The sequence below is a fragment of the Thiomicrorhabdus sp. genome (genome assembly GCF_963662555.1).
Lineage (GTDB): Bacteria > Pseudomonadota > Gammaproteobacteria > Thiomicrospirales > Thiomicrospiraceae > Thiomicrorhabdus.
This window is the reverse complement of record NZ_OY759719.1, coordinates 401,653-417,979: the sequence shown is the minus strand read 5'-3', so window position 1 is coordinate 417,979 and position 16,327 is coordinate 401,653. Positions and strand designations below refer to the sequence as shown.

The window sequence follows — 16,327 nt, the reverse complement described above, 5'->3', positions numbered from 1 at the left end:
TTATTAAGATTAATTTTGGAAAAAATTCATGGGTATTCGCTTAAAGTTAATTACTTTATTACTACTATTTGGCTTTATTGTCCTTGGAGCATTACTATGGAGTAATCAGTTTGTTCTTCATAAAACAATGCTGCATTACATTGATCAACGAGACCAGCAACGCCTTGAACGTTTACAAAGCAATTTAGACTTTTATTTACAAAATGAACCTGTTGAATCGATTAATCAAGTTCCAGAAGTCATTTGGTTAAGATTGTTACGTCTGTCTCACAGAGTAGATCTTCAAGAAAACCCTATCCCTCTTAAATATGTTATTAATAAAGAGAACAAAAAACGTAAGCGTAGTTTTCCGTCTGATGAGTTTGAAAACCGTGTAAGCCTGATGAATCCCGCAGGTCAAATTACTTTTGGTACCACCTTAGAAAAATCGAATGTCCATTTGCCTATTACCCAGAATGGCCAGATTATTGGTCAAATTGGCTATCACCCTTTGAAAGAACTCATTGAGAAAACGGATATTGAATTTGCCCAAAACCAATTTAAATTGCTCAGTTTAGGCTCTTTATTTATTACCTTATTGGCTCTTTTAATTATTTGGCCTTTAGCCAATCATTTAATTGCACCTATTCGTCAAATAACAGAAGCCATGCGTAACTTAACTTCTGGCGATTTTACACACCGTTTAAACATTAAACGTAAAGATGAATTTGGTGAGCTGCAACGAGATGTTAATCATCTAGCCAAAACACTTGAAGCCTCTCAGCTTAGCCGTAATCAGTGGATAGCGGATATCTCACACGAGTTGCGTACACCGCTAACTGTGCTCAGAGGATCAATTGAAGCGATGCGTGATGGCATTCGTCCAATAAATGAAAAAAACCTTGAGCAATTGCATCATGAAGTAGCTCTATTACAGCGATTAATAGAAGATTTATACCAACTAAGTTTAAGTGATGTTGGTGCCTTACAATACTCAATGCAACGCCTAGATTTAAGCCAATTACTCAGACAAACTGCAGCTCAATTTGAAAATAAAGCTCAGCAGAAAGGGTTAATGATGCAAATCACTAAGTTTGAAACCAAAGCTTGGGTGCAAGGTGATAGCGAACGTTTACAACAATTGCTCAACAACTTATTACAAAATTCCATTGACTACACAGATGCAGTGCAACCAAATGGTTCTATAGGGAAAATACAATTAAGTTTAAGCAAAAACAATAATGCATGGACACTCTGTGTTGAAGACAGTGCTCCTGGCGTTAGTGAACAAGAATTAAAACACCTTAAAGAACGCTTTTACCGAGCAGAAGCCTCACGCAATCGAAGAACAGGTGGAACAGGATTAGGATTAGCTATGGTTAATCAAGTCGTGCAAGCCCATGAAGGTGAGTTTACAACTGAACTATCCGAATTAGGTGGCTTAAAGGTTAGCATCCTTTTACCATCTTATGAATCAAAGGTAAGTTAATCATGAACCAAACCATTGTTATTGTTGAAGATGAAATAAAAATTGCCGAAATTGTCATTGAATACCTGCAAAGCCACGGTTACCAAACTCAGTATTTTGAATCTGGCGAAGGTGTAATAAACTGGTTACAACATAATCAAGCTGATTGTGTATTACTTGATGTTATGCTTCCAAATAGCAACCTTTATGGCAATGGATTAGAGTTATGTAAACAAATCCGCGGCTTTAGCCAAGTACCAATTATGATGATTACTGCCCGTATAGAAGAGTTAGATCGTATTTTAGGTTTAGAGTTAGGTGCTGATGACTATATATGCAAACCGTTCAGTCCACGTGAAGTGGTAGCCAGAGTCAAAGCTCTACTACGTCGTGCAAATTTACCTGTTCAAGCCATTCAGTCTAGTGATTGGCAGCTTGATGAACAACGTTATCAAGTTCACTTTAAAAGCAAAAGCACAGATCTTTCAGCGGTTGAATTTGAAATTTTGCAAACCCTCTCAAAATCACCAGGTAGAATCTTTTCACGTTCACAAATCATAGATAACATATACCATGACAATCGCGTGGTTTCTGATAGAACAATCGATAGCCACATCAAAAAATTACGCCAAAAACTGAACTCTGCTTTTGGCGAAAATGATTGGATTCAATCGGTTTATGGAGTTGGTTATAAGTTTTTATTAGATTAAATAGAATTAAACTCTTCAAATCCACTATCAACCTCACCTTTCACAAACTATCATTTTACTTGCACAATGTTTGCACACTTAATTGAGAAACTACACCTGACCAAAACAGAAAACAAAATGTTTACAACTTAAAAGGTAAACAACAAAAATTCTGTTTATAAAACAATCATGATTAGGAGATTTTCTCATGAAAAAACTAACAACTCTTGTTACCGCTATTGTTTTAAGCTCAGCTTCATTTGCCGTTCTTGCAGATTCACACATGTATGGAAAAGGTGATAAAAAATGTCATCATGATTCAAAACAATATTATCAAAAATTAAGCCTAGCAGAACGCCAAGCAAAAATGGAAAATCGCATTAATTTTAAAGTTGAACGTATGGCTAAAAGACTTGATTTAACTAAAAAACAGCAACATAAGTTAAAACAGATCTTAAAAAACAAAGCAGAAAAGAAACGTGAACTTTATAAAGAAACCAAACAACAAATTCACAATATTCTTAACCCTGAACAGATTAAGAAAATGAAAAGATTTAAAAAAGCATAAATAACATTAACTAGAGCAGTATTAGAAAAACTTTACTAACCTCAAAAGGTTCTAATATTGCTCTTTTTTTTCTTTTTCTTAAGCTTAGTGCCTTTTTCAGCCAAGTGTCTATGCTGAACAACCTCTTCTCTTTTAGGTCGTTCAAAGTTCATCCAACTATCTAACTTGTCCCACACTTCATTTAAACCCTGCTTATTCAAAGAAGAAAACAACTGTACCGTTGCATGCGGATAGTTTTCATCAATAATGCTTTGCATAGCATGCAAACTTGCCTTTGCTGGCCCTTTCTTAAGTTTATCTGATTTAGTCAAAAGCACATGAACAGGCAACCCAATATCTAAAGTCCAATCAAGCATAACTAAATCAATTTCAGTTGGTTCCATTCTTGAGTCAACCAATAAGATTAAACCTTTTAATGCCTCACGTTTTTCTAAATAGGTACTTAAACCGGCTTCCCAAGCACGTTTAACTTTAACGTTTACCTTAGCAAAACCATAACCAGGCAAATCGACTAATGCACGGGTTTCATCTACTGGAAAAAAATTGATTAACTGAGTACGACCTGGCGTTTTACTCGTTCTTGCTAGAGTTCTTTGTGTGGTAATCACATTTAATGCACTTGATTTACCTGCATTAGAACGCCCGGCAAAGGCAACTTCATGAGTAAGTTCTTCTGGGCATAAATCAATTGTGGGTACACTTTTTAAATAAGTGGCTTGCTGATACAGAGGGTGTTGCATAGTCTTATTGTCAGTTCCATAAATGGGTTAGCTAATAATGAACTAAATCATCAATAACCTTTAAATTAAAGGGGTTTAACGGTCAATTAAACCTTAATAAAAAATCATATTTTAATACTTTATCAATGATTTACATAGGTATATACTCTATCCTATTTTTTAACCGATTCTATCTAGTTAACTTGCCGTTTAAATAAAGTCAGCTCATATAATGAATGGCTTTACTTAAAATAACAAACGACAAAAACAAGATGTTATTCACTAGATAAAACAACCATAACGAAAATATGACTAAAATGACACAAGCCGAAAACAATACACCAATACCAAAAAACGAGCCTAAAAAAGCTTCTGCTATAAAAAAACCTAGTGTTTTTATGAACTTTTTAGGGTCTATGAACCTAGCCGTTACCTTATTGGTTATGCTTTCTATCGCCTCTGTAATTGGTACTGTCTTAAAACAAGACCAAACCGTACAAGACTACATTATTAAGTTTGGCCCATTTTGGAGCCAAGTTTTTAACGAATTAGGTCTGTTTCACGTTTATGGAGCAGCTTGGTTCGTTTTAGTTTTACTCTTTTTACTATTCTCAACAAGTGTATGTGTTACCCGTAATACACCAACCTTTTTAAAAGACATAAAGCAATATAGTGAAAAACTTTCAAAGAAAGCCTTAATTCATCAACCAAATAATACGGTTTTTGAAGGTAAGTTAGAATTTGAAGAACAAAAAGGTTATGCTCAAGCATTGTTAAAATACAATGGTTATAAAACTAAAGTTCATCAACGCGATGATGGCAGTATCACCATTGCTGGCTTAAAAGGTCGTTGGAATCGTTTAGGTTATTTTTTCACACACATTTCAATCATTGTTATTTGTATAGGTGCGTTATTAGACAGTAACTTACTACTTAAATACAGAGAATTAACAGGTGGTTTGCAAGCAGAAACCCGATCTGTAAGTTTAGATAAAGTTAACCAAAAATCTTGGTTAGGTCCAGAAAACCTTTCATTTAGAGGCTCGGTTAATGTTCCTGAAGGTGAAAAAACGGATGTTTTATTTTTACCTTATGAAAACGGCTACCTAGTACAAAAACTGCCGTTTACTGTTAAAAACAAAAACTTTAGAATTGAATATTACGATACAGGTATGCCTAAATCATTTGAAAGTGATTTAATTCTTACTGCTCCTGATTTAGATAAACCTATTGTTAAAACTATTTCGGTTAACCACCCTCTTTATTATAAAAACTACGCGATTTATCAATCATCATTTGGTGATGGCGGAACTAAATTAGAGATTAAAGTCCACCCTCTACTTTCACCTATTGAAAACTCGATTACCCTAAACACAAGTGTTAAAAGTATTGAACCTTTAAAAACCCCTGTTGGAACCTTTAAAGCCGAGTTTGACGACTTTAAAATGCACAATATCGTTCCAGCAACGGAAGCAGAATTTAAAGAAACAGGCCATAAAATGCACAATAATGGGCCAACGATTATTTTTAAAGTTCGTAACGATCAAGGTACTGCTTGGGAATATGAAAATTACTTCTTACCAAGTAAACAAGAAGGCCGTTGGTTCTTTATGACTGGGGTTCGTAGTAGTAATGCAGATCCATTTAAATACTTATTTATTCCTGCTGATGCAAAACGTACTAAAGAACGTTTCTTTAAACTGTTAGCTAAAATTAATAATCCTTTAGTCACTAAAGAGCTATTTGAAAAACTTTATCCAAAAGCTCCAGACATGACCCAAAAGGCTTATGACACTCAATTAAAACTATTACAACAATTAGTCATGTTATTCCGAAGCAAAGGCTTTAACGGCATTACTAACTTTGTGAAGAAAAACGTACCTGAAAAAGATCAGAAAAAAGTCTCTGATTTCTATTTCAGTCAAACATCATTTGCCTTACAAACCATCTATATGGATGTGCTAAAAGAAGAAGGTGTTGTAAAAGGCTATAATGATGATATCTCTGATTTTGATAAAAAATGGTTTGAAGATGCATTAAATACCATTTCTTCATTATCAGCCTATGGCCCACCGATGTACTTTGAACTTAAAAACTTCAAAGAAATACAAGCTACAGGCCTGCAAATTACTAAATCGCCAGGTAAAGATGTGGTGTATTTCGGTAGTGCTATGCTAATTATTGGTGTGTTCTTCTTATTTTATGTAAGACAACGCCGTGCTTGGATTCATATTGAGCAAAAAACCAATGAAAATGGTGACAATGATGGAACAGAAGTAACTGTTGCTGCAAAAGATAATAGAAATTTACCAGAAACAACCAAAGAATTTGAATCTATTGTGACCCAGATTCAAGATTATAATAATAAGTCACAAAATGAAAATTAACCGCTATTCATAAAAGTAATAAGGCTACGATTATGCAAACTGAAAACTATATGGATGAATTTAAAGATTCAACAAAAACATCCCTATCCATAAGAGATATTGCCTGGGCACTATTTGTTATTTTAGGGGCTATTTATGCATGGAACCAATATGGCAGCTTAATGGATCAATTTGAAGTAGGGATTCTTGCGGGTACTGCTATTGGATTAATTATTTTAGGTCGCCTATGGCAAAGTATTCAACAGTTAACACTTTGGGTAACAGGCTTAACATTCCTGGCTTTGTGGAGTTATCAAATTCACGATAACGTGATCACCGCTAATGAACACGCGTTCTTCCTTAAATTTTTAGTATCGAGCCAATCGGCTACTATGTGGATGAGTGCCCTGTTTATTCTTTCAGGTGTAACTTACTTTTTTGCTCTAATTACCAAATCAGAATTTGCTGGTAAAAGTGCATCAGTATTCGCATGGAGTGCCGTAACGTTTGGTTTAGTGGGTATGATGGTTCGCTGGCGTGAATCGTATATCATTAACTTTGATTACGGCCACATTCCAGTCAGTAGCCTATATGAAGTATTTATTTTATTTACTGTTATTACAGGCCTGTTATATCTGTTTTATGAACAACGTTATAAAACTCGTGCGTTAGGTGGCTTTGTTATGTTGGTTATCAGTGCCGCTGTAGCATTCTTGCTATGGTATACATTTGATAAACAAGCAAACGTAATCCAACCACTTGTTCCTGCATTAAAAAGCTACTGGATGAAGATACACGTTCCAGCTAACTTTATTGGTTACGGTTCTTTCTCAATTGCTGCCATGATTGGTTTAGCTTATCTCTTAACAAACAGGGCTCTTGAGAAAAATCCAGATAGTGGTTTTGCTAAAAGAATGCCATCTTTAGAAGTGATGGATGACTTAATGTATAAAACCATCTCTTTAGGTTTTGCATTCTTTACTATTGCTACTGTATTAGGTGCAATGTGGGCCGCAGAAGCTTGGGGTGGATATTGGTCATGGGATCCAAAAGAAACCTGGGCATTAATTGTTTGGCTAAACTATGCAGCTTGGTTACATATTCGTATGTCTAAAGGTTGGCGTGGAACTCCTATGGCTTGGTGGGCTCTTATTGGTCTATTAGTTACCACCTTTGCGTTCTTGGGTGTAAACATGTTCTTATCTGGTTTACACTCATACGGTGAGCTGTAAACAGCGTATTTAAGTGATTTTAAGGAATTAACTATGCAACGTAGAGCATTTTTAACAGGTCTAACAGGTTTATTGGCTACCCAAGCTTTTTCCGTATCTGCGGCACCGCTTGCATCACAAGAATTTGAGTTGCAAGAAGGTGTTGAATATCAATTAGTACCTGAGCCACAACCAACCGCTCCGTACCCTAAAAAAGTCGTTGAAGTGTTTGGTTATGGTTGTCCGCACTGTTATCACTTAGAACCAAGTATCCATAAGTGGTTAAAAACCAAACCTAAAGATATTCATTTTGAAAGAATGCCAGTCGTGTTTAATAATCCAAACTGGATTTTTATGGCTCGTGTGTTCTTTACCGCTCAAGAATTAGGTGTGGTTGAACAATCTCATACACCGTTTTTTAATGCCTTACACAGAGACAAAAAACCGCTTTTTACCGTTGAAGCTATTGCTAAATTCTTTACCCAATTTGGGGTTAAAGAAGCTGACTTTATTTCAACTTTTAAAGGTTTTAAAGTTGATCAGTTAGTGCGACACGCTGGTAAATTAACTAAAGATTACGGCGTTGAAGGTGTACCATCTATTATTGTAAATGGTAAATATCTCACTGATGTAGGAATGAACGGTACCCGCGATAAAATGTGGAAAACCGTTACCGAACTTGCCAATAAATAGTCTCTTAAAACCGTTTTTAATCACCTCATGATTTTAAGCGGTTTTTTTTATTTTTTAGACCATTCAAAACAATATCAAACAAATCCCCTTCTAGGTTTTCTTTATTCTCTATTAATCTTAATAATTATTAAGTTACCAGGCCTGGTTATTTGGCTTTTTAGTCTTCATAATAAAGTTCACATAATAAAGTTTAATAAAAGAGTAATTAAATGATTTATCACTCATTTTAATCATTACAATTTACTTACTCTTAGAATGATAAAAATATCCAAAAAGCGAGCACTCCATGAAAGCGGCCAAACTATTTGTTAAATGTTTAGAAAACGAAGAAGTTGAATTTATATTTGGTATTCCAGGAGAAGAAAACCTGGATATTATGGATGCCCTTCTTGATTCTAATATTAAATTTATAACAACTCGACATGAACAAGGTGCGGCCTTTATGGCTGATGTTTATGGCCGTTTAACTGGCAAATCTGGTGTATGTATGTCAACCCTTGGACCTGGTGCAACCAACCTAGTAACAGGGGTTGCTGATGCCAATATGGATAATGCTCCTTTAGTTGCTATAGCTGGCCAAGCAGCCACCACTCGTTTACATAAAGAGTCGCACCAAGTAGTGGATTTAGTTAGTATGTTTAAACCCATTACAAAATACGCAACTCAAGTATTAGAGCCAGAAACCATTCCAGAAGTAGTGCGTAAAGCTTTTAAAGTTGCTGAAGCTGAAAAACCAGGTGCAACCTTTATAGATTTACCTGAAAACATCACCGAAATGGATACCGATGAATTGCCATTACCTGTGAGTACAAACCGCTTAACTTTTGCACATCGAAGCTTATTAAAACAAGCAGCAGATTTAGTTACTAAAGCTAAAAATCCACTCATTTTAGTGGGTAACGGTGCGGTTCGTGCCAGAGCAGGTGACTATATTCAACAATTTGTAGAAACTCATAAAATACCCGTAGTTAACACTTTTATGGCTAAAGGGATTGTTCCGTTTTGGAATGATATGTCTATGGGAACAGCTGGCCTACAAAAAGGCGATTATGAAAATGCAGGGTTTGCAAAAGCCGACTTAGTTATCTGTGTTGGTTTTGATATGGTTGAATACCACCCGCATCTTTGGAACCCTAATCGCCAACACACCATCATTCATATCGATACTAAAAAAGCGGAAGTGGACAATCGTTATATTCCTGAAATTGAGTTAATTGGAAATATTGGGGCTAATCTTGCCGGCTTAGGTGAAGCATTGGATGAAATCCTTGAAAAACCTATTGAATCAACCGAAATTGAGTTTTTATTACGTGAAGCGATGATTCAAGAGATGAATCGTTGTCGTAAAAGTGACGATTGGCCAATGTTACCGCAAAAGATAATTTGGGATTTACGTACCGCCATGAATTCTGACGATATTGCAATTAGTGATGTTGGTGCACACAAGATGTGGATGGCACGTATGTTCCGTTGTGATGAACCTAATACCTGTATTATTTCAAATGGTTTTGCTGGTATGGGTATTGCTGTACCTGGTGCAGTCGCGGCAAAGCTCGCCTATCCAGATAAAGCTATAGTGGCTGTGACAGGAGATGCTGGCTTTATGATGAATTCGCAAGAAATTGAAACCGCATTACGTTGCCAAGCACCAATTGTTATTCTGATTTGGAATGATAGCCAATATGGTTTAATCGAGTGGAAACAACAACGCCGCTTTGGTCGCCCAGCGTATATTGATTTTAAGAATCCTAACTTTGTAGATTATGCAAAATCATTTGGTGCAGAGGGCGTCCGCATTGAATCTGCAGATCAATTATTACCTACTTTACAGACAGCACTTAAAAATAATACCGTTACGATTATAGATTGCCCAGTAGATTACTCGCAAAATGATCGTTTAACTGAGTTATTAGGTAATGTTTTATCAGAGATGGATGATTAACTGAGTTTAATTTTTAAAATTACCAGGCCTGGTAAAACAGGCTTATTAACCCTTTTTAATACAGGCTAAGTCTATGATTTATATCGAACGTAATACAGATGGTGATATCAATAATATTCATTTTTCACCAGGACAAAATTTAGAAGGAATTAGTCTGCATGATCCTAAATTAAAAGAGTTCATTGAAACTTCTCCCAATAGTGAAGAGATTATTCAGAAGGTATTAAATCAATTAGATTTAGATATGGTGCGTGTCATTGAAGATGTGATTGATATTCTAATTGATAAAAATTTAATGCTATTTACCGACTTACCAGAAGTGGTACAAAACAAAATTTTATTTAAAAAGAACATTCGTAACTTATCTAACAATAACTCAATTATTGAAGATGAAGAACTTCTTAATTTTTAAAAATATCTTAAATTTATCTTAAAGCGGCCAAAAATTCAAAGCCATAGCGTGAAAGTTTAGTCTCTCCTACACCACTTATAGCTAATAATTCAGCATCGGTTTGTGGTCGCTTTTGAGCCATTTCAACTAAAGTAGCATCGCCAAAAACTTGGTAAGCGGGAATATCTTCACTCTCTGCAATCTCTTTACGCAATGTTCTTAATTCTTCAAAACATTCCCTGTCTTTATCTAACAACGTTTCTTTAGAAGATTTTTTACCAGGCCTGGTTACTTTTGTTGTTTGTTTTTTAGGAAAGGCTAATTGAACCTCTACCTTACCTTTTAATACATCACCAGAAAGCTCTGTAAGCTTTAATACCGAATAATTTTGTATATCTTGGTACAAATACCCTAAATGAATTAATTGACGCAGTATGCTTGACCATTCGTGAGCAGAATATTCTTTACCAATTCCATAAGTGCTCAACTGATTGTGATTTAAATTGCGAATACGTTCATTATCCATTCCACGTAAAACATCAATAACCTGTTTAGCCCCAAAACCCTGATTCATTCTATAAACGCAAGATAATGCTTTTTGTGCTACTTCTTTACCATCAAATAGAGTCGGTGGATCCAAACAAATATCGCAATTACCACAAGGCTTATGACTTGGCTCAGCAAAATAGTTGAGTAATACATTTCGTCTGCAAGTCTGAGCTTCAGCAAAATCAACCATACTTGAAAGTTTAAAATTCTCTAAACGGCGTTGATTTTCATCTGCAACATTTTCAACAAAATGTTTGGCGGTGGCGACATCTTGCATACCAAAAAGTAATAATGCTTCAGAAGGTAAACCATCTCGCCCTGCACGGCCTGTTTCTTGGTAATAGCCTTCAATGTTTTTAGGTAAATCGTAATGCACTACAAATCGCACATTAGGTTTATCAATACCCATTCCAAAAGCTACCGTTGCCACCACTATATCCACTTCATCTCTAATAAATTGTTGATGAACTGAGTGTCTAATTTGAGCAGGTAATCCAGCGTGATAAGCTTTGGCATTAATACCTTCATCTTTAAGTTTCTCAGCGACCTCTTCAACTCGTTTACGGCTTAAAGCATAGACAATACCGCTTTGATTTTGATGACCCTCTAAAAACCCCAATAACTGTTTCATAGGGTTATATTTTTCTAACACTTTGTAACGAATATTTGGTCTATCAAAACTACTGATATGAACTTTAGGTTCATGAAAATGCAGCTTATCAATGATGTCTTGTCGAGTCGTTCTGTCAGCCGTAGCAGTAAGAGCTATAAAAGGAACTTGGTTAAATTTTTCTCTTAATGAACCCATTTGACTGTATTCAGGTCTAAAATCATGACCCCATTGAGAAATACAGTGAGCCTCATCAATCGCAAATAAAGCGATAGGAAGACTTTGTAAACGCTGAATAAATTGCTGATTCAATAACCGTTCTGGAGAAACATACAACAAATCTAATTGGCCAGAATGTAACTGACTTAACACTTCTTCTGCAGATTGAGCATCTAAACTAGAATTATAGTAAGCGGCAGATACACCATAGCCTTGCAATGCAGAGACTTGATCTTGCATTAAGGCAATTAAAGGCGAAACCACAATGGCAGTGCCTGAGCGAATCAGAGCAGGAATTTGATAACAAAGGGATTTACCACCCCCTGTTGGCATTAAAACAAAACAATCTTGACCAGAAATAACATCTTCAATGATCTCAGCTTGTTGGTTACGAAATTCATCATAACCATAAACTGTTTTAAGAACTTGTCGTGCAGATAAAGACATATATTTGGGTCAGTTTTATTTAAAAAGAGCGAGTAAATTAGAAGATAATGCTTAAAAAAACAAGTTTAAACCTTAATTTAGTGATTTAAGCCACTTTACCAGGCCTGGTAAAACCAAAAAATTTAAATAGTGACAGTTAATCTAAATAAACCGTTACTTCTTCCAGTGTTTTTCTTTTAGGTGCCACATTTCCCATACATTGATCATCAATATTACCTATATATAAGGCACCAATTAGTTCAATTTCAGCAAATTCAATTGGCAGTTCTTTATAGGTTCTACTGTCTGAAATAATCGGTCCAGTACTCCATTGCACCCCTAAACTTTGTTGCCAAGCCATTAGTTGAAAATTTTGAATTGCACAAGCACAAGCAGCGTAATCTTCTTTTTGGGTAATTTTGCATTTACTACGTTGTTGACCTACTAAAATGACTTTAGGAATTGCCATAAATTTATCATAAGCACTCTTGTAAAATTTGTCATAACAACACGCTTCAAGTAAGGATTTTTTTTGCGCTCTATTGTCTGCATAAATATCCGCAAATTTAACTTTAGCTTTTTCGCCTATTACCCAAAACCGCCAAGGTTGAGTCAATTTATGATTTGGAGCCCAAATTGCACTTTGTAAACAAATGTTTATTTTAGTGTCATCAACTGGAACATCATCCTTATCTAAAAACTGATAACATGTTCTTCTAGATTGAAATAAATCAAATAAAGATTCAGTACTGATATTAGTTGATTTCATGAGGTTTATATTCCTATTATTTTTTGTTTTGTTGAACCCAGTATTTTAAGATTAAGCCCTTGGGATAACTTATGTATTTTTGTGGATAACTATGACATAAAAGACAAAGTTAAATTTTATCCACATTTCACGCACACTTACACACATACTTTATCAGAAACTCTACACACACCTTAATCACAAGCTAACTATTTGATAAAATACTTAAATTAACACTTATCTACACATTTCTTGTTACTAATAAGAACTATAAGAAGTTATATATATAAAAAATATATACTTTACTAAACACACCACTTATCCAAATAAATTCAAAATAAAAGACAAATAAATGACATTAAACGAACTTAAATACATTGTTGCTGTTGCTAAAGAAAAGCATTTTAGAAAAGCATCTGAAACATGCTTTGTTAGTCAACCAACATTAAGTGTGGCTATTAAAAAACTAGAAGAAGAACTTGGTGTTATTTTATTTGAAAGACGTAAACAAGATGTTTTGGTGACCTCTGTAGGTAAAAAAATTATTACCATTGCAGAAGAAATCTTAGAACGCAGTAAAGACATTAAGCAAATATCTAAAGAAGCTCAAGGTGACTTAACTAGTGAATTAAGGATTGGTGCTATCTATACCATTGCACCGTATTTACTACCTAAATTGATACCTAGTTTTCATAAATTTGCACCTAATGTACCTATTATTATTGAAGAAAATTACACACATGTTTTAGCAGATAAGTTGCAATCCGGTGAATTAGATATTGTGATACTTTCACTACCTTTTGATGAACCTAATATTGAAACCTATCCGCTTTATGATGAAGATTTTAAAGCGATTATTCCTAATGAACATCATTTAGCTAAAAATAACAAACCAGTAAAGTTGCAATCTATAGAAAATGAAACGTTTTTATTATTAGGCTCTGGCCACTGTTTTAGAGATCAAGTGATAGAATCTTTTCCAAACTTAATGCATTTAAATTATCAAAGTAATCGAATACAAAAAACATTTGAGGGTAGTTCATTAGAAACTATTCGTTATATGGTTTCTTCTGGTGCTGGTATCTCTATCTTTCCATGCACATCACTCTCAGAACGTGATGAAGAGCTTTTTACCATAAAACCTTTAGCTGACCCCGTTCCAAAAAGAACGGTTGCCCTTGCATGGCGTAAGACGTTTTCTAGATTACAAATATTAGAATTATTTAAACAAGCCATTGAAGAAATTCAAATACCTTGTACACTGACAAAAAATTAGAGGCCTTTGCAAAAGATCACAAACAAGTAAAAAAGGCTAAGATTTCACTGCTTTTTGTCCTAAAACTTATCAATAGCTAGCTATTAACTGTGTTTCAGGCCTCAAGCAGTATAAATTTTCTCACATTTTTCTTTTGTCTATGACTCATGTAAAGATCTCAAGTAATTAACCTTAGAAAATAACAATATGAAAAAAATACTACTACTATCTGTTGTTTTAAGTGGGTCTTTGTTTAGCTTAAACTGCTTTGCAGATATCGATGAAGCAAAACCAAAACCTGCTAAACAAATGCCACCGATGAGTTCGGAAGATCCTTATGAATCATTTAACCGGGTTATGTTTGATTTTAATATGGGATTTAACGATACCGTTGGTAGACCAGTTGCTAATGCCTATAACGGTGTAGTACCCCAGCCGGTAAGAACAGGTGTTAGTAATGTTTTTAATAACCTCAGCACCCCTTTATCGGCCATAAATTGCTTTTTACAAGGTAAGGTTGAAGATGGTTTGTCAGAAATAATGCGTTTTACCCTAAATTCAACATTTGGATTATTAGGATTACTCGATATAGCTGAACCAGCAGGACTACCCCCTAAAAATGAAGATTTAGGACAAACTTTATATAAATGGGGAGTTTGGAATGAGAGTAATTATTTGGTTCTACCACTATTTGGCCCTTACACAACAAGAAGTTTAACTGGAAATATAATTGATAGCGGTTATGACCCAGTTTATAAATATATAATCGATATAGAAAATGATGAGAGAGTCTTAATTTATTTTGGTGATGAGTTTGTGAGTTATACCAGTATTGTTAAACTGTTAGAGGATATTAAAAACCAACCAGATCCTTACGTTTTTAGCCGAGAAAGTTATTTACAGTATCGTACTAATCTAATTTATGATGGAAATCCACCACAACCTGATTTAGATGATTTTGATTTTAATTAAAGGTATAAATGGTTAATTAGAATTATTAGGCTTTAGACATAAAAAAACCCCGTTAATATTGAATAATTAACGGGGTTTTTTATTATCTAGAGATCTTCAAACTCTCATTTTAAATCAATCTTTATTACTCTTTTTCTAGGTGGATAGGTTTGGCAATATAACGTAACCAAATAAATCCAAATAAACCTGCAAAAGCAGAGGCAAATAAAATACCGGTTTTAGCTTGTAGTAACATTTCTGCACCACCTGTTGTGTTATACCAAGCTAATTCTGCAATAAAAATAGACATAGTAAAACCAATACCCCCTAAAAATGAGACCCCAAATATTTGGCTTATAGAAGAATTCTTAGGTAGGTTTGCTAAACCCAATTTTATAGCAAGAAAAGCAAAGCCAAAAATACCAATCACTTTACCTAAAACCAAACCACTCATTACACCAAGGGTAACTGGTTCAAAAAGTAAACTGCCCATTTGGCTAAAGTTTAAAGCAATACCTGCATTTGCTAAGGCAAAAAGTGGAATAACAATTAAACTTACTGGTAAGTGAAAATCATGTTCTAAACGATTTAAAGGAGCTTGAACGGCATGAACAGTGTCTTCCATGTGGTGAAGAGCTGCTTTTTGTTTATCGTGCAATTCATGATTTTCGCCTATTGGATATTGACGAAATTCTTCAGTCAATTTATTCATATGCTGGTCAAAAAACTTCGGATTAAATTTTGGTTTATGAGGAATAGCTAAAGCGGTAAGTACACCAGCAATTGTGGCATGGACACCTGACTCCAACATAAAGATCCACATTAAACCACCTACTAAAAAGTAAGGTAATGGGTGATGAATACCAAAACGGTTAAATACAATTAATACCCCAAAAAATGCAAAAGCCATTAATAGCGAGAACATATGAATTTGGTCAGTATAGAAAAGGGCAATAACAGTAACAGCAATTAAGTCATCAACAATGGCTAAAGCTACTAAAAAAGTAACTAAAGCCACAGGAACACGTTTACCTAGTAAAACTAAAGCACTAATAGCAAAAGCAATATCAGTGGCCATTGGAATACCCCAACCATTTTCACTTGGTAAACCTTTATTGATGTAAAAATAGATTAAGGCTGGAACAATAACACCGCCTACTGCAGCAATAATAGATAAAGCCGCATTTTTAGGAACAGATAATTCACCACTCAATACTTCACGTTTAATTTCTAAACCAATTACAAAGAAGAATAAAGCCATCAAACCATCGTTAATCCAATGGTGTAGTGTGTGATCAATACTAAAACTGCCTATAGAGATAGCTAGTTTAGTATGAAAAATGTGTGCATAGGTTTCTGCTAAAGGTGAGTTAGCTAATATTAACGCAACCACAGTCATCATCATCAAAACTAAACCTGTTGTAGTTTGTTGATGTAAGAAACGTTCAAACGGAGTCGCTACTTTGTTAAACATGGTTTCCCATGGAGCTAATATTTTATATTTTTTTAAAGGTTTCATAATGCAGTATTCTTTTATATTTAG

The 16,327-nt window shown here is 34.7% G+C and carries 14 protein-coding genes; 10 read left to right on the top strand and 4 right to left on the bottom strand.

What is annotated here, in order from left to right:
• Positions 1 to 28: 28 nt before the first annotated feature.
• From ACORJQ_RS01640 to ACORJQ_RS01630, 3 genes are all read left to right on the top strand, one after another.
• Positions 29 to 1,468 carry an ATP-binding protein gene (locus tag ACORJQ_RS01640; RefSeq protein WP_321325427.1) on the top strand — a complete coding sequence of 480 codons (1,440 nt, stop codon included), beginning with the start codon at positions 29 to 31 and terminating at the stop codon, positions 1,466 to 1,468.
• Positions 1,469 to 1,470: 2 nt separating this feature from the next.
• Entirely contained in the window at positions 1,471 to 2,157 is a 687-nt protein-coding gene (locus tag ACORJQ_RS01635) for a response regulator (protein WP_321325425.1), read from the top strand.
• Positions 2,158 to 2,344: 187 nt separating this feature from the next.
• The gene (locus tag ACORJQ_RS01630; protein WP_321325424.1) at positions 2,345 to 2,704 is read left to right on the top strand and encodes a hypothetical protein; all 360 of its coding nucleotides are present in this window, start codon (positions 2,345 to 2,347) and stop codon (positions 2,702 to 2,704) included.
• A gap of 41 nt (positions 2,705 to 2,745) precedes the next feature.
• On the opposite strand, the gene yihA is transcribed toward ACORJQ_RS01630, so the two are convergent.
• The gene (yihA, locus tag ACORJQ_RS01625; RefSeq protein WP_321325422.1) at positions 2,746 to 3,444 is read right to left on the bottom strand and encodes a ribosome biogenesis GTP-binding protein YihA/YsxC; all 699 of its coding nucleotides are present in this window, start codon (positions 3,442 to 3,444) and stop codon (positions 2,746 to 2,748) included.
• A 287-nt stretch (positions 3,445 to 3,731) separates the two neighbouring features.
• On the opposite strand from yihA, the gene ACORJQ_RS01620 reads away from it, so the two are divergent.
• The 5 genes from ACORJQ_RS01620 to ACORJQ_RS01600 all read left to right on the top strand — a co-directional run bounded on the left by ACORJQ_RS01620 (position 3,732) and on the right by ACORJQ_RS01600 (position 10,047).
• Positions 3,732 to 5,810 (top strand): cytochrome c biogenesis protein ResB, encoded by a 2,079-nt coding sequence (locus ACORJQ_RS01620; protein WP_321325420.1) that lies wholly within the window; start codon positions 3,732 to 3,734, stop codon positions 5,808 to 5,810.
• A 32-nt stretch (positions 5,811 to 5,842) separates the two neighbouring features.
• Positions 5,843 to 7,021 carry a c-type cytochrome biogenesis protein CcsB gene (gene ccsB / locus ACORJQ_RS01615; RefSeq protein WP_321325418.1) on the top strand — a complete coding sequence of 393 codons (1,179 nt, stop codon included), beginning with the start codon at positions 5,843 to 5,845 and terminating at the stop codon, positions 7,019 to 7,021.
• A gap of 33 nt (positions 7,022 to 7,054) precedes the next feature.
• Positions 7,055 to 7,693, top strand: coding sequence for a thiol:disulfide interchange protein DsbA/DsbL (locus ACORJQ_RS01610; RefSeq protein WP_321325416.1), 639 nt, complete (start codon positions 7,055 to 7,057; stop codon positions 7,691 to 7,693).
• Positions 7,694 to 7,979: 286 nt separating this feature from the next.
• Positions 7,980 to 9,635: an acetolactate synthase large subunit gene (locus ACORJQ_RS01605; protein WP_321325414.1), complete on the top strand. Its 1,656-nt coding sequence runs from the start codon at positions 7,980 to 7,982 to the stop codon at positions 9,633 to 9,635.
• 73 nt (positions 9,636 to 9,708) lie between these two features.
• Complete coding sequence (locus tag ACORJQ_RS01600) at positions 9,709 to 10,047, top strand: hypothetical protein (RefSeq protein ID WP_321325412.1); 339 nt, start codon at positions 9,709 to 9,711, stop codon at positions 10,045 to 10,047.
• Positions 10,048 to 10,060: 13 nt separating this feature from the next.
• Here the strand turns inward: ACORJQ_RS01600 and recQ are convergent, their stop codons facing one another.
• On the bottom strand, positions 10,061 to 11,851 hold the full coding sequence (gene recQ / locus ACORJQ_RS01595; RefSeq protein WP_321325410.1) for a DNA helicase RecQ: 1,791 nt from the start codon (positions 11,849 to 11,851) through the stop codon (positions 10,061 to 10,063).
• Between the two features lie 136 nt (positions 11,852 to 11,987).
• Complete coding sequence (locus tag ACORJQ_RS01590; RefSeq protein WP_321325408.1) at positions 11,988 to 12,599, bottom strand: nitroreductase family protein; 612 nt, start codon at positions 12,597 to 12,599, stop codon at positions 11,988 to 11,990.
• Between the two features lie 331 nt (positions 12,600 to 12,930).
• Between ACORJQ_RS01590 and ACORJQ_RS01585 the strand changes: the two genes are divergently transcribed.
• Both ACORJQ_RS01585 and ACORJQ_RS01580 read left to right on the top strand, forming a co-directional pair.
• Entirely contained in the window at positions 12,931 to 13,854 is a 924-nt protein-coding gene (locus tag ACORJQ_RS01585; RefSeq protein WP_321325406.1) for a hydrogen peroxide-inducible genes activator, read from the top strand.
• A gap of 186 nt (positions 13,855 to 14,040) precedes the next feature.
• Positions 14,041 to 14,805, top strand: a complete 765-nt coding sequence (locus ACORJQ_RS01580; RefSeq protein WP_321325404.1) for an MlaA family lipoprotein — start codon at positions 14,041 to 14,043, stop codon at positions 14,803 to 14,805.
• 124 nt (positions 14,806 to 14,929) lie between these two features.
• Here ACORJQ_RS01580 and nhaA read toward each other — a convergent pair whose 3' ends face one another.
• Positions 14,930 to 16,303: a Na+/H+ antiporter NhaA gene (nhaA, locus tag ACORJQ_RS01575; RefSeq protein ID WP_321325403.1), complete on the bottom strand. Its 1,374-nt coding sequence runs from the start codon at positions 16,301 to 16,303 to the stop codon at positions 14,930 to 14,932.
• Between the last annotated feature and the right edge of the window lie 24 nt (positions 16,304 to 16,327).